Here is a 23779-nt window from a genome sequence, read left to right on the forward strand (position 1 = left end):
TTCTTGACAGATTTTAATCGTTAATGGGAGAACCCAGTTCAATTGGAGATATCCCATGTCCTCTATCAATGCCCCGACCAATGGTGCGGTCACACTCGTTGCCCGTATTCTTCTGACAATCCTGTTTATTCCTTCGGGTTTCAGCAAGCTGACGGCAATTTCCGGCACCGCCGGTTATTTTGCAAATCTCGGCCTTCCGCTGCCCACCGTCACGGCTGTTATCGTCGGCCTGATTGAATTCGTCGGCGGTATTGCCGTTCTCATTGGCTTCAAGACGCGCGTTGCAGCCATTCTTCTCGGCCTGTTCACCATCGGTGCGGCTCTTATTGGCCATGCAGTACCTTTCGATGAGACCGCATTCTTCAAGAATATGGCCATTGCCGGTGGCTTTTTCGTTCTCACCATGCATGGTGCCGGCAGCATCTCTGTTGATGCCAAGCGTGCCTGACTGAAACAGATTGGCGTCCAATCACCTGTAATTTTAAGCCTGATCTTACAGGCAATTGACTAATGCAGATTGGAATTCTTTTTAACTTATTGAAAAAGCTGCGCTATAAAGCGCAGCTTTTTTTATTGGTTGCACAGCATGGATTAAAACTGGCGATGTTGGTCAGGTTCGCTTTTATTCAATCCATCGATAGTTATGTTTTGAAAATTGCTCAGTTAATCAAGAAACCCTATTTCATCATGTCACTGCTGGCAGAGATATTGGATGAATGCATTTCCTATAAGTGCAGCATCGTGGTTGGCTAACAGACTGGCCGTCTCACTTTGTGAGGCTCTCGCGGATACGTGCGGCAATCTCAGAAACACCCGGCTTACCACGGCTTGATTTTGCGCAGACAAGACAGGCCTGCGAGCGCAGGATGATGCCATCTTCCAGAACTTTGAGATGATTGGCATGAAGCGTCGAGCCTGTCGAGGTAATATCCACGATCATGTCTGCGGAACCCGCAGCAGGCGCTCCCTCGGTAGCACCCAGACTTTCGACAATGCGATAGACCTGTATGCCGTGCTTTTGCGAGAAAAACTGCTGCGTCAGCCGCCAGTATTTGGTGGCAATCCGCAAACGGCGACCGTGGCGCTGACGAAAATCCGCCGCCACATCATCGAGATCAGCCATGGTCGTGACATCACGCCAGACGTCCGGCACAGCCACCACCACATCCGCTTGGCCGAACCCCAGTTCAGCTTCAATTGCCACGCGTTCATCGGCATGCGCCAGCGTTTCGCGCACCAGATCTTCGCCCGTCACACCCAGATCGACACTGCCGTAGCCCAGCTCGCGTGCGATCTCGGACGCTGACAGAAACAGAATATCAAGATGGTCATCGCCCTCGACCCGTGCGCGGTAATTGCGATTATCTTCCGGCAGGATCACCTTGTATCCGGCCTTTTCCAGAACGGCGAGCGTCTGCTCCTTCAAACGTCCCTTGGAAGGGAGTGCCAGCGTCACGCTCATGATGTTTCTCCCGCCAGGATCTGCAAGCGATCAAGCCAGATGGAAAAGCCAACACCCGGAATAGGCTCGGAGGCACCCAGCATGGTCAAAAGACGGTCGTAACGGCCACCACCGGCCAGAACCGTATCTTTTTGCGCTTGCGGGTTGCGGATTTCATAGACAAGACCAGTATAATAATCGAGTGGTCGTCCGAAAGACGCATCATAAATAAGGTCGCCAGTCGCAATACCCGCATCGGCAATGGCATTCTTGCGCGCCTCGAATTTCTGCAAGACGGCATTGAGATCAAGCGCATTATCAGCTGCAAAAGCCCTAAGCGTGATCGCTGCTGAATCAAGCGTTACACGCGTTTCAAGAAACTGGCGCAGCACATCAAGGGCTGATGACGGAAAGCGCGTGACCGCCAGATCTTCCTTCTCGATCAGACGCCGCGCGATTTCTGCGGGCGTGCGCCCTGCTCCGGGCGATATGCCTGCTTCGAGCATTTCAATTTCAAGAAGCCGTGCCAGTCCCGCCTCATCGCCTTCACTGACCAGAAGGCCGAGCTTTTCGGGCAATGGATCGCGCCGCTGTGCGCCGGTCAGCTCATTCAATGCCGCTTCCATGGAATGCGCATCGCCAAAGGCGCGCAACAGCTTCTTGCGCCAGCCCTGCGGCAGGCCCAGCGCCTTGAGAACGCCGGCAAACACCGATTGGTCGCCCAGCACGATTTCAAGCTTTGCGCCCGGGGCGACCGAATGCACGCAAGCCAGCGCATCAGCGATAGAGCGCGCGTCCGATGATGCTTCATCAGGCGCGCCCAGATCCTCGATACCGGCCTGAAGAAATTCGGCGGCACCATCGCGGCGTTGGCGAAACACCTCGCCAAGATAGGCATAGCGCTTTGGCGTGGCAGCGTTCAGCGCAATATGGTTGCGGCACACGGGAATGGTGAATTCCGGTCTCAGACACAGGCTATCGCCATTCTCGTTTTCGGTCAGAAAAATCCGGCGGCGCAAATCCTCGCCCGCCATATCCAGAAACGGATCGGCAGGCTGGATCAGCGGAATATCGACCAGTTCCGCCTCACACGCATCAAGTGTTCCGCGAAGCGCATTGAAAACCGTCGATGGGCGTGTTGCGATCATAGAGGCAATCACTTTTTGGCTTGAGCGCTATCCTGCGCCTGACTGGCAAGGATTTCGCGAACCGCGTCGACAAGGCCGCTTTCACTGACCGTGATCTGCGCCGGGCGGCTTTCGCGCCAGGTCACATTATCCTCGATCTCTGCCGACAGGCGCTTACCCTCGATCAAATCCTTGATCTGGACTTCACCGGCCTCGCGCTCCTGCGAGCCCTGAATAATGGCACAAGGCGCATTGCGGCGGTCGGCATATTTCATCTGCGCCTTCATGCCTGAACCACCCACATACATTTCAGCGCGGATGCCAGCCTGCCTGAGATCAGAGACCATTTTCTGATAGCGGCCAAGGCTTTCGGTATCCTTGTCCATGACCAGCACCACGACCGGGCCGATATTATCGGAAACATCGAGCTTGCCGAGGTTTTTGAGCGCCGTCATCAAACGAGAAACGCCGATCGAAAAGCCGGTCGCAGGTACCGGCTCGCCACGGAAGCGCGACACCAGACCGTCATAACGACCACCGCCGCCGACAGAACCGAACACCACCTTCTGGCCATCCTCATTGGTAACGTCGAACAAGAGCTCGGCCTCAAAAACCGGGCCGGTATAATATTCAAGTCCACGCACAACCGATGGATCGATTTTGACACGGCCCTCATAGCCGCCCGCCAAAAACAGCGCCTGCATGTCGGAAAGCTCACGCACGCCTTCCTCACCCTTGGCATTGCCGGCTACGACCAATTGCAGGTTGGCGATGGTTTCAGCCCCGGATGCTCCGCCCGCAGCGGTGAAAGCCAAAATCTTTTCGATTGCCTGATCAGGCAATTCTGCACCCTTGGTAAAGTCGCCGCTCTCATCAAGTCGGCCCTTGCCCAAGAGAAGGCGGACGCCTTCCTGGCCAAACTTGTCGAGCTTGTCGATAGCGCGCAGCACATTGAGCCGCTTTGCGGCATTGCCCTCGCCTTCGAGGCCGATTGCATCGAGCACGCCGTCGAGCACCTTGCGGTTGTTGACGCGGATCACATAATCGCCGCGCTGAATACCCAGACGCTCCATCGTATCGGCCATCATCATGCACATTTCGGCATCTGCCGAGACATTGGGTGCGCCGACCGTATCGGCATCGAACTGCATGAACTGGCGGAAACGGCCCGGGCCCGGTTTTTCATTGCGGAAAACCCAGCCGTTGCGATAGCTGCGGTAAGGCTTCGGCAGGCTCTCGAAATTTTCGGCAAAGTAGCGCGCCAGTGGAGCCGTCAGATCGTAGCGCAGCGACAGCCATTGCTCGTCATCATCCTGGAATGAGAACACGCCCTCATTGGGCCGGTCCTGATCGGGCAGAAATTTGCCAAGCGCATCGGTGTATTCGATAAGCGGTGTTTCCACCGGCTCGAAACCATAAAGGTCATAGACTTCGCGGATGGTCGCCATCATTTTTTCGGCGGCGCGCAAATCATCCGGAACCCGGTCGACAAACCCGCGCGGCAAACGCGCTTTCATCTTGTCCGCTTTATCGGCCATTTTTCCTGCCTGATTGCTGATTATCCATGGATGCTGAAGAGGCCAGCAATCCGAATTGCCCGTTTCCTAACCGATCAGCACTGGTGCGGCAAGTGTGCTGGAGCGATTTGATGCTTACATAAGAGCGTTTAGGCTCATCATCAGGCTCCATGCAATGGTGGCACACGAGCAGACAGGATAATTAAGTTTGATCCCGGACTATTCGGCGGCAATGAGGGGTAAATCGCCTTGCGCGCCGGTTGCTATCTCGTACGGCATATCGAACTGTACCGGACGCAGCGAAATGTAACCGTTGCGGATATCCAGCACGTGCGAATAAACCTGCGCACCGTTTTCGAGAAGCGGAAGCTTGTCCTCATGCATGATGCTGATGACGATTGCCTGCGGGCAACGGCTTTTCAAAGCTTCATGAAAGCGCATCTTGGCAGCCGGATCGAGTGCACCGGTGGCTTCGTCAAGGAAGATGACCGATGGCTTATGAAGAAGGATACGCGCCAGCACGAGCTTCTGCTTCTGCCCGCCTGAAAGCACCATATCCCATGGCGAACCGTCCGCATCTGCCTCGTTCATGCGCTCGATAAATTCACCGAGCCCCGCTTCATGCAAGACGGCCGCAACGGCAAGATCGCTAAAATTATCGGCATCTCCCGGCAGTCCGACAAGCTTTTTCAACGAGACCGAAGGAAATTTGGCTTCCTGTGTCGCATAGAGCACGGAGGCGTTTTGCGGGAAGATGATTTCGCCTGCACCGTAAGACCAGAGACCATTCAGCGCCTTGATAAATGAGGTTTTGCCCGAGCCGGATTCACCGCGCATATAGACCCAATCCCCCGCACGAATATTGATCACCCCCGAGCGCAGGAACGGCGTTTCGGTGTCAGGCCCCTGCATGAGCGCCAGATTGCGGACCGACAGCCCGAAACGCGGATGCTGCGTAGCAAAGGCAAAGCGGTTGATGCCGGAGCGGGCATAAAATTGTGCCGGATCGCTCACATTTTCAATCGATTGCGCAAGGCCGGTAACGCGACCTGCATTGGCGCGCAAATTGGCGATGGCCGGCATAACCTGAATGAACCATGAGCAGTCATTGATCATGGCCGCGACCAGCTCAGCGCCCGTCACATAATTACGAAAATTCACGGCACCACTCATATAGGGAAGCAGGCCCGGTATATAGGCGATAATACGGTTGGAGAGAAAGCCATAGGCCTGCGAAAAGGCCAGATAACTCGCATCGAAGCGGTTGAGCTTATGCCACGTTTGATCGACATCCGTGTAAAGACGGTTGTTCACCGATTGCTGAACGGGTTCGCCTTTGGACGCGGAAATCTGGAAGCTGCGACGCAGAAGCGTGGTCCATTCTCCACGGTAGGAGCCTTCCGCCTGCTGCATGCGCAGGTTCAGCCGCTCAAGACGGCGACCAATCAAGACAGCTATCAGCGTGCCGAGCGGTACATAAAGCACGATGGCCGCAAAAGCGAGAAACGCGCCGCCATAGGCACCGAACAGTTCCAGCCCCTGAACCTCGGTTGACATTTCAATGAGTTTTTGCCCAACAAAAAAGCCGGACATCAGAACACCAACAATTCCTGTCACCAGACCAATGGCACCACCAGTCATGCCCTTGACCGATTCCTGCAGGCGCTGATCGACATTATCGATATGATCCTTGCCGCGGCCCTGCTGCAAATGGAAATGCGCGTGGCGTCCGTTCAGCATCGCGCTCGAGAACTGGTCGTTGAGCCATTTGCGCCATTTGCGATGCAAGGTCGTCGACAGAAAATGCCGCGAGCCGACGAGCATCACGTCCTTGGCAAGCATCAGTGCAATGAGAATGCCAGCGTTGGCTGCAATAGCCAGAAGCGGATGCTGCACCGGAGCCGTGTTGACGTTAACGATGGAGTTCATCATCAGGCCGGAGGCCTCGGCCACCCAGACCGTCGTCTTGCTGACGATTGCTGTCAAAACAAAGATCGCGATGGTTAGCGCCCAGGCTTCTTTCCAGCGGTCCGAAACCCAGTAGGCGCGCATCAGCCCCCAGAAGGATGTCATTGAAGCCATGGCAGACCGTTCCCCTGTCTGCAGGGTATGCCGATCTGTCTGCCGTATTTGCTTCAATTGATCACCTCGCTCAAGCCACTGCGATAACGCGCTGTAACATATTGCAACAAAGTGTGCTTAACACAGTATTAATAGTCAATACAAAACGCGAGCACATAAGGGTGAGTTCTATGCCTGAGAGGGCCAATAGATTGAAAACACTGAGCTATAATAATCACTAATTAACCAAAAAAACTTTCCCGAAAGTCCAGGTTTTCGATGAGTCCATTGTTACAGAAAATAAAATTCAAACGATTTGACCTTTCCCTCGCTGCGCAAATCACTTTAACATTTAAAGATATAAAGATTTCTTTATATGATATTGACACGACATCAGTTCTCGCTCACACTAAAGTAATCGTGGTCCTCGCCGCCAATCGGGTGGCGAGGCTAAGAGGGAATCCGGTGCGTTAGGTATTTATATTAAACACAGGTCCGGAGCTGCCCCCGCAACTGTAAGCGGCGAGCCGACATTCATTTCAAGTCACTGGAATGCGTATTCCGGGAAGGCGAATGAAGGCTTTGACCCGCAAGCCAGGAGACCTGCCATGATGCAGTAACGTCCACGGGCGGGGTGTCCCGATGTGTCGCAGCAACCGCGCTTCAGCGGGCGGTTTTGCGTTGCACGCATCCTAAAGCCCCTGCCCCAACCTGAATCGGGGTAAACAGTCATGTCAAACGCCACCATCGCTACCGCCACGCTGGGCGTGCCGCGCATCGGCCGCCATCGCGAACTTAAATTCGCGCTTGAATCCTACTGGTCGGGCAAGAGCGACGCATCGCAGCTCCTGGATACGGCAAAAGCGCTCAGAGCCGCCAACTGGCTCGAGCAGAAACAAAGCGGTATCACAAAAATTCCATCGAATGATTTCTCGCTCTATGACCATGTGCTCGATACGGTCGCCATGGTGGGTGCCATTCCATCCCGTTATGGCTGGACCGGCGGAGAGGTCTCACTCGACACTTATTTTGCCATGGCACGTGGGCTCGAAGGTGAAGCTCCATCCTGCGGCCATAACCATCACGAGCACAGCTCTTCAGGTGTGACCGCAATGGAAATGACCAAATGGTTCGACACAAATTATCATTATTTGGTGCCGGAACTGGCAGACGATCAGGAGTTCGCGCTCTCAAGCACCAAAATTCTAGATCATTTTCTGGAAGCCAAGGCGCTAGGTGTCCATACGCGCCCTGTTCTACTTGGCCCTGTGACATTGCTGAAACTCGCCAAACCGACGACGCCGGGCTCCAACCCGCTTACGCTGTTGCCGAAACTGTTGCCGGTCTATGTGCAAATTCTGCAAAAGCTGGCAGGCGCTGGCGCAGACTGGGTGCAGATCGACGAACCCGCACTTGTTCTGGACTTGATCCCCAACGAACTGGCGGCCTATGAACTCGCATACAGGCACCTGGCATCTGACGCCCACCCAAAAATCATGTTGACGACCTATTTCGGCGCGCTTGGCAACAATCTCGATACGGCCCTGTTACTGCCCGTAGCAGGACTGCATGTCGATCTGGTCCGTGCGCCGGAACAGCTTGCAGACATCGCTGCAAAGATAAGTCCTGAACAGGTTTTGTCACTTGGCGTTATCGACGGACGCAATATTTGGCGCTCCGATCTCGTTTCGATCATCGACCGGATAAAGCCGATCTTCGAGCAGCGCGGTTCCCATGCAATCGAGATTGCGCCATCCTGCTCGCTTCTGCATGTGCCGATTGATCTGGATCTCGAAGATGCGCTCGACGCGGATTTAAAAAGCTGGCTTGCCTTCGCCAAGCAGAAGATCGATGAACTGACCGTTCTTGGCAAGGCGCTGGCGTCGGGAAAAAACACCGTGCTGCCGCAACTGGAAATTGCAAGCGAGGCCATCGTCGCACGAAAAGCGTCCACAAAGGTGCACGACAAGAATGTCGAAAAGCGCATCGGCTCCATCGATCAATCCATGCTGCGCCGCACTGGCGCTTTTGCCGAGCGCCAGAGACTTCAAAGCGAAAAACTCGGCCTGCCGCGTTTTCCGACTACCACCATCGGCTCCTTTCCGCAGACGCCTGAAGTTCGCAAGGCACGCGCCGCCCATAACAGGGGTGAGCTCGGCGACAGTGATTACGAGGCCTTCCTCCGCACCGAAACCGAAGCAGCCATCCGCTGGCAGGAAGAAATCGGTCTTGATGTGCTCGTGCATGGTGAATTCGAGCGCAACGACATGGTGCAATATTTCGGGGAGAAACTCTCCGGCTTCGCCTTTACCAAACATGCCTGGGTGCAGAGCTACGGCTCGCGCTATGTGCGCCCACCGATCATTTTCGGCGATGTTTCTCGGCCTCAACCGATGACGGTCGGCTGGTGGCGCTATGCCCAGTCTCTGACCGCCCGTCCCGTCAAAGGCATGCTGACCGGGCCGGTCACAATCCTGAACTGGTCATTCGTCCGCGACGATATTCCTCGTGCTGCCACCTGCCGCCAGATTGCGCTCGCCATCCACGACGAGGTCAGCGATCTGGAAAAAGCGGGGGCGGCAATGATCCAGATCGACGAGGCGGCCTTGCGGGAAGGCCTGCCCTTGCGGCGGTCGGAATGGAAGACCTATCTCGACTGGGCGGTTGAATCTTTCCGTATCTGTTCAAGCGGCGTGGTCGATCAAACCCAGATCCACACCCATATGTGCTATTCGGAATTCAACGACATCATCGACGCGATTGCGGCCATGGATGCGGATGTGATTTCCATTGAGACCTCGCGCTCACGCATGGAACTGCTTGATGCATTCAACGCGTTCAAGTATCCAAACGAGATCGGGCCCGGCGTCTATGACATTCATTCGCCACGCGTACCGGACGTAAGCGAGATGACCGATCTTTTATCACTGGCCCGCAAGAGGCTTTCCGATAACCAGATTTGGGTTAATCCAGATTGTGGCTTGAAAACGCGCAAATGGGATGAAGTCCGCCCTGCTCTTGTCAATATGGTGGCTGCAGCCAAGGCTCTACGTGCTACGCTGGGCTGATGAAACATGACAAACTGTCCCGCTTTGCTCATGCAAAGCGGGGCATCGCAGATTATTTTACTTCACATAAAGTGCATGCGAGCGCTGCAGATGCCGTAGCAGGGCGGCTTTCGGCAAAGACCCAATCGCCTGCCCTTATCTCAAGGGCCTGTTGATTGGCCGCTCTATCTGGAAGGTGGAAGGCTATCTTGATAGCCTCGACAAATGTGCGCGCAAGATACAATAAATCCCAAATCCGCCAACAAGGAGTAGAATCATGAAAATTGCAGTAGCGGGCGACAGCGCCGGTGAAGGCCTCTCAAAAATTCTGGCCGATTATCTCAAGGATCGTTTTGAGGTTTCTGAAATCTCGCACACGGACGCCGGACCGGATGCATTTTATGCCAACCTTTCCGATCGGGTTGCCTCCGCCGTTCTTGATGGCACCTATGACCGCGCTATTCTGGTTTGCGGCACCGGTATCGGCGTTTGCATTGCTGCCAACAAGGTTCCCGGCATTCGCGCTGCATTGACCCATGATACCTATTCGGCAGAACGTGCAGCACTGTCTAACAATGCCCAGATCATCACCATGGGCGCACGCGTGATCGGTTCGGAAGTCGCCAAGACAATTGCTGATGCCTTCCTCGCGCGGACATTTGATGAAAAGGGCCGTTCGACTGGCAATGTAGACGCCATTAACGCAGTCGATGCTAAATATAACGCACGTTAATTCGTTTCCGTACATGTTTCCTGCACACGGGCGCAGCAGCGTCTACGCTCGTGTGCATGTCTGGCTTTCAAACAATTGCCGGAAATTCTTTCAAAACCGGATTGAACCAAATTGCATGAGCCGCGTTTATTTAACGTTCGTTAACCATAACGGAGGCTGTCATGCTCTGGTACTATAAATTGGAAAGCGCTTTTGCCGCCACATTCGTCATCGGCGCGGCTCTCACCTTCTGGTGGATGTAAAGCGGATCGTTCCGCTTCGTTTTCCGACGCATTTATTTACAATCTAAAACGGAAAGGGTGCACAATGGAGTGGCTCCAATGGGCAGGCTATGCCCTGATCGCTTTCATGCCTGCAATTATTCTCGGCCTCACCTTTGTTGAAAAAGGTCGGATTTGACAGGCAATGAGCACATCAATCAAATGCGAATACATTAGAATTAAATAGCGCGCTTCGGTCTGATATGAAAGGGCCGAAGCGTTTTTGAGTATAATTGATATTTTTAAAAAAACCACTTTTTCCTCTCCCGGTGTTCTTCATGCTTTGTGCTGGCATTTTTGTAATTTCGGATGACTTTCGTGTATGCAACGCATATGCACGAATAAACGAAATCAAGAATTTTCTGGCATGAAAGGATATCATCATGAGCGAAGCCATCCTGCTAACGGTCGATCATCTCTTTGAACTTGCCAGCGATATCTTCCGCAAAGCCGGGTTGAGTGAAGCCCATGCCCAATCGGTTGCCCGTACAATCGTTGCGGCAGAACGGGACGGCTGCAAATCGCATGGCGTATACCGCATCGAGGGATGCCTGCGCACCATTAAGAGCGGCAAGGTCGTGCCCGACGCCGTGCCGATGTTGACAGTGGATGAAAGCGCGGTCGTGCGCGTCGACGCCAAGGGTGGCTTTGCCAATTTGGCCTTTGAAACCGGAACACCGGCCCTTGTGGAACGTACCCGCCAACTTGGGCTCGCCGCCCTCGTCATCAATGATTGCACGCATTTTGCAGCGTTGTGGCCCGAGGTTGAAGTGCTGGCGCAATCAGGCCTGTCTGCCATTGCCATGTGCCCAAGCTATGCCACGGTCGCGCCTGCAGGCGGCACAAAACCGCTGCTCGGCACCAATCCTTTTGCGTTTGGCTGGCCGCGCCCCGGTGAAAATCCCTATGTCTTCGATTTTGCAACCAGCGTTGCAGCGCGCGGCGAACTCGAACTCTACCGTCGTGCTGGAAAGCCTCTGCCGGAAGGCTGGGCGATCGACGCGGATGGCAACCCCACCACCGATCCTGAAGCAGCGCTCGAAGGCGCGATGCTTCCATTCGGCGGCCATAAGGGCTCAGCCATTTCAACGATGATCGAACTGCTGGCTGGTTCTATGATCGGCGATTTCAACAGTCCCGAAGCGCTCGAATTTTTGGGAACCACCACCATTGCGCCCCGCCATGGCGAGTTGATCATCGCCTTCGATCCCGCGCGTATGGCGGGCGGACGTGGCAATCCACTCCAGCATGGCGAAGCATTGATCGAAGCCATTGTTGGACAGGGTGCTCGCCTTCCCTCACAGCGTCGGTTCGCGGCGCGCAGCGTATCACTTGCCAAAGGCATTTCGCTGAACCAAGCCGAAATGTCCCAACTAGACATGCTGCGCGAAAAGGGACTGGATGCAGTCGCCTAAGCCTAATCGGTCGGCCCGTCCCCGGGCCGCAAAACCTGTTCGGCCTGTGTCGACTTTTGGTGCGTGAAACCCTTGAGACCAGGTGCGGTTTCTTCCGCGTCGCGTTTGATCTCGACGGGGCTCATCGCATAATGAACGGCAAGAGATGCAATGGAAGTCAGCGCGCTTGAGTGAATGCGCTCATAGCCGTGCGATGCATCGACACCGAAGGCCAGAAGCGCTGTGCGCACATCATGTCCCGCCACGACCGCCGATGCGGCATCGGAGCGATAATAGCGAAAAACATCCTTCTGCACCGGAATATCGTTTTCCAGGCAGAGATCGAACAGTTTCTTTGTCAGGTGATAATCGAACGGGCCGGTCTGATCGGCCATGGCTAGGGTGACGCCAAACTCCGACGAATTTTGCCCGTCAGCACTGGTGCCATTATCGATGGCGACCAGCGAGGCCATGTCAGGTACCACAACCGCCGAGGCACCAACCCCCACTTCCTCACCGATCGTAAACAACCAGTAGGTATCGACCGGCGTTTGAGCATTCACCCTCTGCATGGCTTCAAGCGCTGCAAGCATAATGGCAACGCCCGCCTTGTCGTCGAGATGGCGCGAGATGATGAAGCCATTATCGATGAATTCAGGTGTCGGATCGACCGCGACGATATCACCGACATCAATGCCAAGCTGGACAAGATCATCCTTGTTGCGGGCAAGCGCATCAACGCGCAGTTCGACGTGCCGCCATCCAACGGGCTGTGTATCGACCTCATCATTGAAGGTGTGGCCGGATGCTTTCAATGGCAGGATCGAGCCTCGATAAATGCCCCTGGACGAGAAAATAGACACGCGTGCGCCCTCAGCAAAACGCGCCGACCAGTTGCCAATCGAAACCAGTTCAAGCCGCCCGTTGTCTTTGAGATATTTGACCTGCGCGCCCAATGTGTCGACATGCGAGACGATGCCGCGCGCCGGGCGCTCGGAGAGGCCCGATCGTCGTGCGCGGATCGCACCGCGCCGCGTCAGCATCACATCAAGGCCAAGCGCTTCGAGCTCATGGGCAACATAGTGCACCACTTCATCGGTGAAGCCTGTCGGGCTTGGTATCGCAAGCAGGGCTTTAAGCCGCTCGATGAGATAATCCTGATTAATGGAAATCAAACCATGCATGATCCAGCCCTACCCCGCATATGAACCCAGTTGCGGAAACAAGCATTCAACGAAGCGCGCCGCAGTCGGGCGAGGTTCGTGATTGGCAAGGCCCGGGCGCTCATTGGCTTCCACAAAGATATAGTCCGGCTCTTCCGGGTCTTTGACCATGAAATCGATGCCGACCACCGGAATATGGATAGCGCGTGCCGCCTTGCACGCCGCCTCGACCAAAGTTTCATGCACACTCGCCGTCACATCGTGGATGGTGCCGCCGGTGTGAAGATTGGCAGCCTTGCGCACCGTAATTTCACGGTGGTCGGCAAGCACGTCTTCAAGCGCCAATCCCTGCCCCTCAAGGCATCGTCTGGTTTCATCGTCGATGGGTATGCGGCTTTCGCCGCCCGTTGCTGCCAGACGGCGGCGCGATTGCCGTTCGATCAGCTTGCGGATTGTTGTACGCCCATCTCCGACCACACGCGGCGGACGGCGGACGGCGGCAGCCACCAGCTTGTAATCGATGATCACCAGCCGCAGGTCCTCGCCGTCAAAGCAGGCTTCCAGAAGCACTCGGTCGCAAACCGTTTTCGCACGTTTGATTGCGGCGCGCAGATCCTTCATCGTGGTGATGCCCACAGAAATTCCCCGCCCCTGCTCGCCACGTGCCGGTTTCACCACCAGTTTGCCGTGGCTTTCGAGAAAATCCTGCAAGGCACTTTCGTCCGCATCGGCGGAAATCTGTTGCGGTACGACGAGACCAGCCTTTTCCACGACGCGACGCGTCACCGCCTTGTCATCGCAGATCGACATGGCAACACCTGAAGTCATTTCCGACAGGCTTTCACGGCAATGTACAGAACGTCCGGCATAGGAAAGACGAAAAAAACCGCCTTCAGCGTCGGTCACGTCTACCTGCACGCCACGGCGCATGGCTTCGTCTACGATTATGCGGGCATAGGGATTAAGTTCATCGACCGATTGCAATGGTGAGGCGAAAAACTTTTCATTGATCGCGTTCTTACATTTGATCGCGAATAGCGGAACGCGGCGAAATTTCAGCTTTTCATAAAGCCTGATGGCATTGTCATTGTCATGCAGCACCGACAGATCGACATGGCTCAAACCCCGTGCCTGAAAATGCTCGGCAAGTTTGCGCACCAGCTTTTCGCCGATACCGGGCTGGCGGGCTTGCGGGTGAACCGCCAGACACCAGAGTGAGGCACCTTGATCGGCGTCGCCGAACAGGCGCCGATGATTAAGCCCGGTCACTGTGCCGATCACTTCGCCGGTGGCGTCGTCCTGTGCCACGAAATAAGTGACGGCGCGATTGTCGCGATCCTCCGAGAAGAAATCGGGCCGCAACTGCACCATACCGCAGGCGGCATAGACACCGTTAATGCCTTCGGCATCCGCTTCAGAAGCGGCGCGGCGAATGGTTACACCGCGTATGCGCCGACCGCCGGGGCGATAGGTTGCAAGTTCCAGCCGATAGGTGTGTGAGGGATCGAGGAATATTTCGTGCGGCGCCATCGACAAGAGCACATGCGGGTCGCTGGCATAGAACAAAATATCCCGGCTTGCGGGGGCTTCGGCACGCAACGCCTCGATAATTGCTTCATTGCTTTCAAAAGTCTGCGCAAATAGTAGCCGCCCCCAACCGCAATCGAGCGCCACATTGGTTTTGCGCTCGATATTGTCCTGCTCCTGATGAAAGCCTGCGCTTTCGGGGTTACGCAGGCGCGTCAGACGGTGCGAAAAGGCCCTCGTACCCTTGGTCTTTTGCCGCGTCATATTTACCTCACCGCGTTTATGCATGTCATGCCTCCTGAGTCTGGAGCCACATTTCAAGAAGGCCCGCCTGCCACAATTCCGACCCGCGCAGCGGCGTGATATGATCGGAGGGATTAGCGAACAATTGATCCAGATAATCGCGCTGAAAAAGACCGCGCTCACGCGCTTTTTGCGAGGAGAGCGCATCGCGCAGCATATCGAGATAAGGCCCGGCAATATATTTGAGCTGCGGCACCGGGAAATAGCCCTTTTTGCGATCGATGACTTCGCTTGGAATGATTTTTCGCGCTACATCCTTCAATATGCCTTTGCCGCCATTACGCAGCTTTTCTTCCGGCGGAATGCGTGCGGCAAGTTCGACCAGTTCGTGATCAAGGAATGGCACACGTGCCTCCAGCCCCCATGCCATGGTCATGTTGTCGACACGCTTGACGGGATCATCCACCAGCATGACATTGGTATCAAGCCGCAAGGCGCGGTCTACGGGTGTATCTGCGCCGTCTTGCAACAGATAATCTTCGAGCAGCGCCTGACTGTAATCGCGCTCGGGCATCCATTGCGGAGCAAGCTGCGTTGCCAGCACTTGGTGTGAACGGTCGCGGAAACCCCTCGCGTAATCGCCGACGACGTCGTTGGAATCGACCAGCGGTGGATACCAGTGATAGCCCGCAAAGACCTCATCTGCGCCCTGACCCGACTGCACCACCTTGATATGCTTCGAAACCTCTTTCGATAAAAGATAGAAACCGACATTGTCATAGGAGACCATCGGTTCGGACATCGCGGCGATGGTGCCGGGCAGCGCATCCATAAGGTCGGATGACGGCACGAAAATCTTGTGATGCTCGGTGCCGTAATGTTTTGCGATCAAGTCGGAATAGACGAATTCGTCGCCTTTCTCGCCATTGGCCTCTTCGAAGCCGACAGAAAAACTCATGAGACCAGCCTGCCCCGCTTCGGCCAGAAGGCCAACGATGAGGCTCGAATCGACACCACCCGATAAAAGCACACCCACCGGCACATCGGCAATCATCCGGCGCTTGACTGCAACGCGCAGCATGTCGAGAAGCTGGTCCTGCCAGTCCTCACGGCTCATCGCGCCATCCCCCGCAAGTCGTTGATACCGCGCCTGCCAATAGATATTATCCCTGAAGCTGCCATTGGCCTCATAGATGCGTATGGTTGCGGGTGGCAGTTTGCGCACACCATTATATATAGTGCGCGGCGGAGGCACGACGGCGTGGAAACTCATGTAATTATGCAGTGCCGCACGGTCTATGGACGTATCCACACCGCCCGCCTTGATCAGCGCCGGCAGCGCCGAGGCAAAGCGCAAAGCGCCATTCGTATCAGCCAGATAAAGCGGCTTGATACCGAAACGGTCGCGTACGAGCACAAGCCTGCCCGTTTCGCGTTCATGAAGGGCAAAGGCGAACATGCCGAGGAAACGCTTTACACAGTCTTCGCCCCACGCATGCCATGCCTTGAGAATGACTTCTGTGTCGCCATCGGAAAAGAACTTATAGCCCTTGGTCTCAAGTTCAGCGCGCAACTCACGGAAATTATAGATGCAGCCGTTGAACACCAGTGTCAGGCCAAGATCGGAATCAATCATCGGCTGCTGTGATTTTTCGGAAAGATCAAGGATTCTCAATCGTCGGTGTCCGAAACCAATATTGTCTCTTATCACTATCCCAGATGCGTCCGGCCCACGGGGGCTGAGCACATCTGCCATTTTCGAGACTGCCGCAACCGACGGCGAACCGCCATCGAACCTGACTTCTCCGCAAATTCCACACATGAAAAGGGTCGAAACCTCCATTATCATTCATCATAAAAATGAGGCCGTCGCGTGGATTGTGCGACGGCCTGCATAAAAATAAATGCAAACATGTCGATATGGTTCCCAAAAAAATCAGTTTTTTTCGCAGAAGGTTCACTGATTTTAGAATGCTGGTTATTCCTTGCCAAGGAAACCAGTCTTTTTTCTGCAATGAAAGATGATATTCACAATATGAGCGCAAATGTCCCATTGACAGAGGCACTCCATTCTTTCTAATCGTCAATTAGCAAATCGAAGGGGGCGTTTTGTTATGCTTCATTTTTGATTATGTCATAAAACTATTTCTTCAATAGTTCATTTTTCTTTTCTGCATCGCATATCTTTATATCAGCATTATTGAATATTTGACTGAAAGACGAAACATGAAGAATTATTGTCGGCATACCGCTGTCGCTCATCATCAAAGGGGCACGGCATGAGTATAGAAAAGCGACCGCTCTCGCTTACCGTCAATGGGACTGCAATCGGCCCGGTCGATGTGCCGCTCGGCTTGCCGATGATCGATTTCCTGCACGAATATCTTGATCTGACTGGCACGCATTTTGGTTGCGGACAGGGCATCTGCCACGCCTGCACGGTGATCGAACTCCAAGCGGATGGTAGCAAGACAGAAAGCCGAACTTGCATTTATGACGCCCATTTCTTCAATGGAAAGTCTATTCAGACCATCGAAGGCCACGCAGAACAGGACAAGGCGGGAAATATCGTCAATCTCACCCCGATTCAGCAAGCCTTTATCGATCGTTTTTCGTTCCAGTGCGGCTATTGCACACCAGGTTTTGTCGCCGGGGCAACAGTTTTTATCGAAGGGCTGAAGAAGAAGCCCGTCAATCGCGTTGATCTCGAAGGGGCTATCGAGGACGCACTGGATATCCATATCTGCCGCTGCACTGGTTATGTGCGCTATTATGAAGCCATCCGCGATGTTGCTCTGGCAACGCCCGGCTGTGTCATCGACTGACGGGGGACTGATGGGGCCGATGATGAGAAATAGAAAAACGCGCAAAATCATTCTGACTGTTCTGGCGCTTGTGATCGTTGGCGGATTGACGGTGCTGTCGGGCGTGTTGCGCCCTTCCGCCGTCAGCAAGGATGTGAGCCAGCCCCTGTCGGCAGATGAGATGCAAAGGCTGATCCCAAGAGGGCGCGAACTGGCGCAAGCAGCCGACTGTTTCGGCTGTCATTCTTTGCCGCAAGGTCCGATGGCTGCGGGCGGAGTGCCGATTGCAACGCCGTTCGGCACTCTGCACTCGACCAATATCACGCCTGATCCTGAGCATGGTATCGGCAAATATAGCCGCGCAGATTTTCACCGCGTCTTGAAGGATGGTATAGCACCGGGCAATCGCAATCTTTATCCGGCGATGCCATTTATCTTCACGCAAGTCACCACGCCGGAAGATATCGACGCTCTTTATGCCTATATGATTAGCATTCCGCCGATGGCGGTGGCCAACAAGGGCAATGGCGGCGTTTTCGAATTGCCGGTGCGCCCCTTCGTGAATTTCTGGTCGCTCGTCAATTTCTCAAAACGTGCAGCACCGCATAATGATCAACGTTCGCCGGAATGGAACCGTGGTGCCTATCTGGTTGAGGGGCTTGCGCATTGCGGTGCCTGTCATACGCCGCTCAATGCGATGATGGCGCCCGACTTTTCCCGTAATCTTCAGGGCGGCAGACTCGAAGGCATGGTTGTGCCCGACATTACCCAGCCGACACTGAACCGGCAGGGATTTGATGTGCGTGCGCTCAGCCAATATCTCAAAACCGGCATCGCACCGCAGGGAACCTCCTTTGCGGAGATGAACACGGTGACGCATTTTTCCACCAGCGTCATGAACGATGCCGATATAAAGGCGGTTGCCACCTATCTCCTGACCGATCAGGACGGCAATATTCCTGATCCAAAGCCCGCGCCGGAACCTCTGGCCCATGCCGTCAATCCCGAACGTGGCAGCGACATGGACAAGGGACGATTGGCGTATATTTCCGGCTGCGCAGGTTGTCATGGCCTCAAGGGTGAAGGCATCCCCAATGTCGCGCCCGCTATGAAAGGCAATGGCGTGGTAGCGCTCGCCAAACCCGATACACTGGTAAGCGCGATCGTCAACGGTGTGCAGACGCAAAGCTTCACTAACGGACAGCGCATGTATGCCATGCCATCTTTCGCCGACCAGATGGACGATGCGCAGATTGCCGCCCTTGCGACGTGGATGCGTGCGCAATGGGGCGGACAGGATGACCCCGTTACCGTGGATCAGGTGAAAGTGCTGACGCGCGACCGATAACAAATATGAAATGGCCCGCTTTGAGCCGGGCCGATGAAGGAGACGGATAGATGGCTGCCGGATTGTCACGCCGTGATTTTATCAAGCTTGGAACGTTTGCCGGTATTTCGGTTATGTTCGCGCGTCTTCCCGCGGCACAAGCGCTGGAAGTGCAATCGGGCCGCGCACCCGCCGACTGGCTAGGTACCGACGGCAAGGCGCGTTATCGCTGGGACGCCATGCGAAAGGTTACAGGCGGCAAGACCTTTGCCCGTGATTATCGCGCCAAGGATATTTCCGGATGGACAAAAGAACAGGGACACGCCTTTTTCATCAAAGCCACGAAAGCCGACCGCACTTTTGAGGGCGTCGATCTCTCGCTTCTGGGCCACGACCTGCAACCCGACCGGCTGATCCTGCATGAGGACCTCGAACGCGACGGCATTCGCGTGCCGCAGGCTCCTGATCTGGCAGAAGAGTTTTTCGGCAGGAACTTCCTTGTCCCCAAGGGTGAAACGCCGCCTCTGCTCGGTCATCCCGTAGCGCTGCTGGTGTATGACGATTTCGAGCGTTTCGAACTTGCCAAGCGTATGTTGCGCTTCGAGCCGGATATTGCGCGCTATGGTACTGAAACCGGGCCGAAGCCTCCGCAAAATTATGGTGCTGCGCGCTATGTGCGCATCGGCGGCGATACGCCGACATCCTCGTCCGCCTTCTCCTCGATACAGGATGCGGTGATTTTTGGCGATTTCAACGGCGACGAACCGGTCTGGCCCGATGAAAGCCAGACCGGCATTTTCGTGCCGCACTCGGTGCAGGCGAAACATCGCGGCGGCGGCGGACGGCGCGATCCCGAACAGGTGGCGCGCGAAACTTATGAGCCGATGCGTCGCGGCATGAATGCAGCCGCTGAACTCGCAAAAGAAATCGAGGCGGCGCGTAACGACGATGGCAAGATCGTGCTCGACCGCAAGGCTTTTTCGCAGTCGATCGACCCATCTGCGCTTGAAGCCGATAACGGCAATGCCTGGTATGATGCCAAGACGCGCACGCTGCATCTCATCATAGCCGCGCAATCGCCCTACGATGCCGCGCGCCTTGCGGCAATGATGGTCAAAGACAATACGACATTTCCTGTCGATGAGATCAGGCTTCTTTCCGGCACAACGGTTGGTTACGGCTCGAAGGACCATTCGATCTTCCCCCTTTATTGTGTCATGGCCGCCTTTTATGGCGCAGGCAAAGCCGTGCGCCTTGCCAATGACCGCTATGAACAGTTCCAGATCGGCCTCAAGCGCCACTCCATCCATATGGACGTACCGCTTGTGGCGGACCGCAAGAGCGGTCAGTTCGAAATCATGAAAGGCCATTACGTCGCCAATGGCGGCGGACGCGCCAACTTCTCCTTTTCGGTCGCGCAGGTCGCGGCAACCGCGGCCCAGTCGATCTATTATCTGCCGAAATCGGATTTCAGCTCGGTGGCGCTGGCAAGCAAGGCCGTGGAAGCAGGCTCCATGCGCGGCTATGGTGCGCTTCAGGTCATGTCGGTTACCGAACAACTTGTCGATGAACTGGCCGGGGAAATCGACATAGACGCCATCGAACTGCGTCGGCGCAATGCCCTAAAGCCAGGCTATGAAAACACGCAAGGCGCGCAACCGCTGGGCGATCCACGTAATATCGAAATGCTGGATATGGCGGCGAAGAATCCCTTGTGGATCAACCGCCAGGCGGCCAAAACAGATTATGATGCGGCCAATCCCGGACGGCTTTACGGTCTGGGTTTTGCGCAGGTGCAGAAGGATTACGGATCGGGCGCGGATACCTGCGCACTGGCGCTGGAATTTGATGCCGAGGGCCGTTTGACCATGCGCCATTGTGTGCAGGAAATCGGCACAGGTGCCACAACCACGCAGCAGGTGCTGGTTGGCGATATCATCGGCAAGGTGCCGGACGATGTCGAATTTGGTGTGACCGATTTTGCGCAATTGCCACTGGTCAGCGAATATTCTCCCTATACGATCACGCAAGCCGAGCAGGATGAAGCGGCGAAGAATCCGTTCTGGGTGCCCTATCTTCTGCCTGCGATGAGCGCTTCCAACAGCGCCTATTTCCTCGGTTTTGGTACAAGGCAGGCAGCACAATTCCTGCTTGAAAATGCGATCTGGCCAGCAGCGCGCGCCATCTGGAGCGAAGGGCCTGCTGGCGGGCAGATATCGGCCGGCAGCGTGACCTTCGCCGATTTGCGCATCGTTCCGGGCGGGGTTGGCGGCGGCGGCATGGAAACGCTGTCTTTTGCGCGTATCGCTCGCAAGGCGCATGAAGAAGGCTTTATCACCGGCGTGGCGCTGCATTGCTTCAGCCGCTGGGAATGGGCAACGGCGACGTTCGACCTGCCGGGACTGGGTATGCGCGACTTGCCCGTCGATGCGCTGGCCGTGCGTCATGGCGATGGCGCTTCGACTGAGCAAAAGGCCCGTATGACCGCAGGCGGCTATGAATATATCAAACGCAGCACGGTCAATTTCCCGCCTGTGCAGCGCAATAATGCAGGCGTCACCACCTATGCGCCTGCTGCCTGTCTCGTCGAACTCAACGTCAACACCTTTACCGGCGAAGTCGAAGTCATGCGCCATCATAGCCTGCTCGACCCCGGCAAGATCATCGTTCCGCAACTGGTCTCCGGCCAGCAGCAAGGCGGGCTTGCCATGGGAATAGGCCATGCGCTGATGGAGGAATTGCCGCTTTATGATGATGGACCGGGCGATGGTACATGGAACTTTAATCGCTACACCCTGCCCCGTTCGAAAAATGTCGCAGTATGGAAGCAGAGTACAGACTATCTGCCACCACTTTCGGATAGCTCGCCGCCGAAAGGCATGGCGGAGGTCGTGATGATTCCGATCATTGCAGCCATAGGCAATGCCATCGCTCATGCCATAGGAAAGCGCTTCTATGAATATCCAATCACCCCGGAAAAGATAAAAGAGGCGCTCGCTTCTTAGCATTACAGTTGCGTGCCTCTGAATTATATCGGGTCGAAAGAGCGACCAACCATCGCCGTACGCAAATCTCTGCCTATATGTCTTTTAAGACGCAGTTCCGGAAGCGGAGGTTATGCAGTGGCTGAATTAACTAATAATCAGAGCAATCTCGAGTATATCATTGTAAAAGCACGCGAATATGATGTGCAGGTTCCAGCAGTGGACGAAGATTCTGGTTCCAATCCCGGTGATGACGGCGATATCGATATTCTCGATGCGTCGAGTGACAACCCCACTCGCAGGGAACTGATTGCAGCAATCCGCTCTCTCAACGATGACCAACGCGTCGAATTGCTGGCGCTGATGTGGGTTGGACGCGGTGACTTCTCCGCTGTGGAATGGGAAGATGCCTTATCCACCGCCCGTGAGCGTCACAATGGGCGCGAGGCCCGTTATCTCATCGGTACGCCGCTTCTGGGCGATTATATCGAAGAAGGGCTTGCAGCACTTGGTATCGAGACGCAAACAGACCAAGACAAATAAGCAAAAATTGATGCCATCAAAGAGCTTTGTGTTTGCCCCGCAACTGTCCACGCACTACGTTGCCACCGAATGGGCGGCAGACAATCGCTAGCAAGAAACTGCGAACAATAGAGGACGTACCATGTTGCAAAAGAATCTTGCACAGAAAACGGATTTTTATATCGACGGTACCTGGCGTGCGCCGGTTGAAGCAAAGACCATAGAGGTCGTCAATCCGGCCAATGAAAAGCCCTATGCTGAAATCTCCGCCGGGTCGGCGGCAGATATCGATCACGCGGTGAAAGCCGCGCGCACGGCGTTTCCTGGCTGGAGCGAAACGCCCGCCTCGAAGCGCATCGATTATATTCGGAGCATTGCCGAAATCTACGAGCGTCGCATTGATGAAATGGCGAAAACAATTTCCATGGAAATGGGCGCGCCGATAACATTGGCGCGGGAATCGCAGGCAGCCGTTGGCGTTTCGCATATCAAAGCTTTCATTGCAGCCTTCGAGAATTTTGAATTCGAGGAGATTTTATCGTCAAAACATGCCGACCAGACCATTGTGCGTGAACCGATCGGCGTTTGTGGCCTGATAACGCCGTGGAACTGGCCGATGAACCAGATTGCGCTCAAGGTCATTCCAGCCCTTTCCGTCGGTTGCACTGTGGTGCTCAAACCATCGGAAATCGCGCCGATGTCGGCAATGCTGTTTGCGGAATTCGTCGATGAGGCGGGTCTGCCAAAGGGTGTCTTCAATCTCGTCAACGGCGAAGGTCCAGTCGTCGGTGAAGCACTTTCGCAGCATCCGGAGGTCGATATGATGTCCTTTACCGGCTCGACGCGGGCAGGCACGGCGGTTTCACGCGCATCAGCTGCAACGGTCAAACGCGTATCTCTGGAGCTTGGTGGCAAGTCGCCCAATATCGTCTTTGCCGACAGCGATCTGGAAAAGGCCATGGCACGCAGCCTCGCCCATTGCTTTGAAAACACCGGCCAATCCTGCAACGCGCCGACGCGCATGCTGGTTGAGCGCTCCGTCTATGACAAAGCCGTGGAACTGGCGTGCAAGGCCGCAGAAGTAACCAAGGTCGGCGATCCGGCGCAGGAGGGCAATCATATCGGCCCGTTGTCTTCGTCGGTACAGTTCGAAAAGGTGCAGACACTCATTCAGAAAGGCATCGACGAAGGCGCGCGCCTTGTTGCTGGCGGAACGGGACGGCCTGACGGTTTTACCGAGGGCGATTTCGTCAAACCAACGGTTTTTGCCGACGTGAACAACGACATGACTATCGCACGTGAGGAAATATTTGGACCCGTTCTGGCCATGATCCCCTTCGACACAGAAGAAGAGGCCATCGCCATTGCCAATGATACGCCCTATGGTCTTGCTGCCTATATCCAGACCGGAAATCCGGAGCGGGCAAAGCGCGTTGCGCGCAAGCTTCGTGCTGGCATGGTGCAGATCAACGGCACGTCTCGTGCGCCGGGAAGCCCCTTCGGCGGCTACAAGCAGTCGGGCAATGGTCGCGAAGGCGGTAAATGGGGATTAGAAGACTTCATGGAAGTAAAGCTCATAGCCGGATAGACCGCCTCTCCCTTTGCTTTTAAAAATAAGAAAAGCGCCGT

The 23779-nt window shown here is 55.2% G+C and carries 17 protein-coding genes, 1 pseudogene and 1 riboswitch; of the genes and pseudogenes, 11 read left to right on the forward strand and 7 right to left on the reverse strand.

Annotation, left to right across the window (positions count from 1 at the left end):
* Positions 1 to 55: 55 nt before the first annotated feature.
* Together AAIB41_RS14950 and AAIB41_RS14955 are read left to right on the forward strand one after the other, a co-directional pair.
* Positions 56 to 448: a DoxX family protein gene (locus AAIB41_RS14950; RefSeq protein ID WP_343314832.1), complete on the forward strand. Its 393-nt coding sequence runs from the start codon at positions 56 to 58 to the stop codon at positions 446 to 448.
* A 62-nt stretch (positions 449 to 510) separates the two neighbouring features.
* Positions 511 to 753: a hypothetical protein gene (locus AAIB41_RS14955; protein WP_343314833.1), complete on the forward strand. Its 243-nt coding sequence runs from the start codon at positions 511 to 513 to the stop codon at positions 751 to 753.
* Positions 754 to 766: 13 nt separating this feature from the next.
* Here AAIB41_RS14955 and hisG read toward each other — a convergent pair whose 3' ends face one another.
* The 4 genes from hisG to AAIB41_RS14975 form a co-directional block, all read right to left on the reverse strand.
* Positions 767 to 1462 carry an ATP phosphoribosyltransferase gene (hisG, locus tag AAIB41_RS14960; protein ID WP_343314834.1) on the reverse strand — a complete coding sequence of 232 codons (696 nt, stop codon included), beginning with the start codon at positions 1460 to 1462 and terminating at the stop codon, positions 767 to 769.
* Positions 1459 to 2589 (reverse strand): ATP phosphoribosyltransferase regulatory subunit, encoded by a 1131-nt coding sequence (locus tag AAIB41_RS14965; RefSeq protein WP_343314835.1) that lies wholly within the window; start codon positions 2587 to 2589, stop codon positions 1459 to 1461. Before AAIB41_RS14965 ends, hisG begins: the two co-directional genes overlap by 4 nt.
* Before the next feature lie 8 nt (positions 2590 to 2597).
* Positions 2598 to 4106 (reverse strand): histidine--tRNA ligase, encoded by a 1509-nt coding sequence (gene hisS / locus AAIB41_RS14970; protein WP_343314836.1) that lies wholly within the window; start codon positions 4104 to 4106, stop codon positions 2598 to 2600.
* A 198-nt stretch (positions 4107 to 4304) separates the two neighbouring features.
* The gene (locus AAIB41_RS14975; RefSeq protein WP_343314837.1) at positions 4305 to 6167 is read right to left on the reverse strand and encodes an ABC transporter ATP-binding protein/permease; all 1863 of its coding nucleotides are present in this window, start codon (positions 6165 to 6167) and stop codon (positions 4305 to 4307) included.
* A 383-nt stretch (positions 6168 to 6550) separates the two neighbouring features.
* A riboswitch (cobalamin riboswitch) is annotated at positions 6551 to 6772 on the forward strand.
* A gap of 105 nt (positions 6773 to 6877) precedes the next feature.
* Here AAIB41_RS14975 and metE point away from each other — a divergent pair.
* From metE to AAIB41_RS14995, 4 genes and pseudogenes are all read left to right on the forward strand, one after another.
* The gene (gene metE, locus AAIB41_RS14980; protein ID WP_343314838.1) at positions 6878 to 9214 is read left to right on the forward strand and encodes a 5-methyltetrahydropteroyltriglutamate--homocysteine S-methyltransferase; all 2337 of its coding nucleotides are present in this window, start codon (positions 6878 to 6880) and stop codon (positions 9212 to 9214) included.
* A 115-nt stretch (positions 9215 to 9329) separates the two neighbouring features.
* Positions 9330 to 9440 (forward strand): annotated as a pseudogene (locus AAIB41_RS14985) (triose-phosphate isomerase); the annotation flags it as partial.
* A 30-nt stretch (positions 9441 to 9470) separates the two neighbouring features.
* Complete coding sequence (locus AAIB41_RS14990) at positions 9471 to 9926, forward strand: RpiB/LacA/LacB family sugar-phosphate isomerase (protein ID WP_343314839.1); 456 nt, start codon at positions 9471 to 9473, stop codon at positions 9924 to 9926.
* Between the two features lie 643 nt (positions 9927 to 10569).
* The gene (locus AAIB41_RS14995; protein WP_343314840.1) at positions 10570 to 11601 is read left to right on the forward strand and encodes an Ldh family oxidoreductase; all 1032 of its coding nucleotides are present in this window, start codon (positions 10570 to 10572) and stop codon (positions 11599 to 11601) included.
* Positions 11602 to 11603: 2 nt separating this feature from the next.
* Here AAIB41_RS14995 and AAIB41_RS15000 read toward each other — a convergent pair whose 3' ends face one another.
* The 3 genes from AAIB41_RS15000 to AAIB41_RS15010 are packed head-to-tail and all read right to left on the reverse strand — an operon-like array spanning position 11604 to position 16335.
* Entirely contained in the window at positions 11604 to 12764 is a 1161-nt protein-coding gene (locus tag AAIB41_RS15000; protein ID WP_343314841.1) for an osmoprotectant NAGGN system M42 family peptidase, read from the reverse strand.
* Positions 12765 to 12773: 9 nt separating this feature from the next.
* Positions 12774 to 14558, reverse strand: coding sequence for an N-acetylglutaminylglutamine synthetase (ngg, locus tag AAIB41_RS15005; RefSeq protein ID WP_343314842.1), 1785 nt, complete (start codon positions 14556 to 14558; stop codon positions 12774 to 12776).
* Position 14559: 1 nt separating this feature from the next.
* Entirely contained in the window at positions 14560 to 16335 is a 1776-nt protein-coding gene (locus tag AAIB41_RS15010) for an N-acetylglutaminylglutamine amidotransferase (RefSeq protein WP_343314843.1), read from the reverse strand.
* 457 nt (positions 16336 to 16792) lie between these two features.
* Here AAIB41_RS15010 and AAIB41_RS15015 point away from each other — a divergent pair, with 457 nt between their 5' ends.
* The 5 genes from AAIB41_RS15015 to AAIB41_RS15035 all read left to right on the forward strand — a co-directional run bounded on the left by AAIB41_RS15015 (position 16793) and on the right by AAIB41_RS15035 (position 23738).
* Positions 16793 to 17338, forward strand: coding sequence for a (2Fe-2S)-binding protein (locus AAIB41_RS15015; RefSeq protein ID WP_343314844.1), 546 nt, complete (start codon positions 16793 to 16795; stop codon positions 17336 to 17338).
* Positions 17339 to 17357: 19 nt separating this feature from the next.
* Entirely contained in the window at positions 17358 to 18665 is a 1308-nt protein-coding gene (locus AAIB41_RS15020) for a c-type cytochrome (RefSeq protein WP_343314845.1), read from the forward strand.
* 50 nt (positions 18666 to 18715) lie between these two features.
* Complete coding sequence (locus AAIB41_RS15025; RefSeq protein WP_343314846.1) at positions 18716 to 21649, forward strand: molybdopterin cofactor-binding domain-containing protein; 2934 nt, start codon at positions 18716 to 18718, stop codon at positions 21647 to 21649.
* A 117-nt stretch (positions 21650 to 21766) separates the two neighbouring features.
* A complete protein-coding gene (locus AAIB41_RS15030; RefSeq protein ID WP_343314847.1) occupies positions 21767 to 22171 on the forward strand; it encodes a DUF3775 domain-containing protein in 405 nt (134 codons plus the stop codon).
* Between the two features lie 121 nt (positions 22172 to 22292).
* A complete protein-coding gene (locus AAIB41_RS15035; protein WP_343314848.1) occupies positions 22293 to 23738 on the forward strand; it encodes an aldehyde dehydrogenase family protein in 1446 nt (481 codons plus the stop codon).
* Positions 23739 to 23779: the final 41 nt, after the last annotated feature.

Origin of the sequence: Brucella sp. BE17 (assembly GCF_039545455.1) — a bacterium.
Taxonomy (GTDB): Bacteria; Pseudomonadota; Alphaproteobacteria; order Rhizobiales; family Rhizobiaceae; genus Brucella.

Bases quoted from the DNA above. Each gene is read 5' to 3' on its own strand.
- AAIB41_RS14995 (WP_343314840.1), top strand. From the start codon at position 10,570: ATGAGCGAAGCCATCCTGCTAACGGTCGATCATCTCTTTGAACTTGCC.
- AAIB41_RS14955 (WP_343314833.1), top strand. From the start codon at position 511: ATGCAGATTGGAATTCTTTTTAACTTATTGAAAAAGCTGCGCTATAAA.
- AAIB41_RS15025 (WP_343314846.1), top strand. From the start codon at position 18,716: ATGGCTGCCGGATTGTCACGCCGTGATTTTATCAAGCTTGGAACGTTT.
- AAIB41_RS15015 (WP_343314844.1), top strand. From the start codon at position 16,793: ATGAGTATAGAAAAGCGACCGCTCTCGCTTACCGTCAATGGGACTGCA.
- metE (WP_343314838.1), top strand. From the start codon at position 6,878: ATGTCAAACGCCACCATCGCTACCGCCACGCTGGGCGTGCCGCGCATC.
- hisG (WP_343314834.1), bottom strand. From the start codon at position 1,462: ATGAGCGTGACGCTGGCACTCCCTTCCAAGGGACGTTTGAAGGAGCAG.
- AAIB41_RS14990 (WP_343314839.1), top strand. From the start codon at position 9,471: ATGAAAATTGCAGTAGCGGGCGACAGCGCCGGTGAAGGCCTCTCAAAA.
- AAIB41_RS15020 (WP_343314845.1), top strand. From the start codon at position 17,358: ATGATGAGAAATAGAAAAACGCGCAAAATCATTCTGACTGTTCTGGCG.
- hisS (WP_343314836.1), bottom strand. From the start codon at position 4,106: ATGGCCGATAAAGCGGACAAGATGAAAGCGCGTTTGCCGCGCGGGTTT.
- AAIB41_RS15010 (WP_343314843.1), bottom strand. From the start codon at position 16,335: ATGTGTGGAATTTGCGGAGAAGTCAGGTTCGATGGCGGTTCGCCGTCG.
- AAIB41_RS14975 (WP_343314837.1), bottom strand. From the start codon at position 6,167: ATGGCTTCAATGACATCCTTCTGGGGGCTGATGCGCGCCTACTGGGTT.
- AAIB41_RS14950 (WP_343314832.1), top strand. From the start codon at position 56: ATGTCCTCTATCAATGCCCCGACCAATGGTGCGGTCACACTCGTTGCC.
- AAIB41_RS14965 (WP_343314835.1), bottom strand. From the start codon at position 2,589: ATGATCGCAACACGCCCATCGACGGTTTTCAATGCGCTTCGCGGAACA.
- AAIB41_RS15035 (WP_343314848.1), top strand. From the start codon at position 22,293: ATGTTGCAAAAGAATCTTGCACAGAAAACGGATTTTTATATCGACGGT.
- ngg (WP_343314842.1), bottom strand. From the start codon at position 14,558: ATGCATAAACGCGGTGAGGTAAATATGACGCGGCAAAAGACCAAGGGT.
- AAIB41_RS15000 (WP_343314841.1), bottom strand. From the start codon at position 12,764: ATGCATGGTTTGATTTCCATTAATCAGGATTATCTCATCGAGCGGCTT.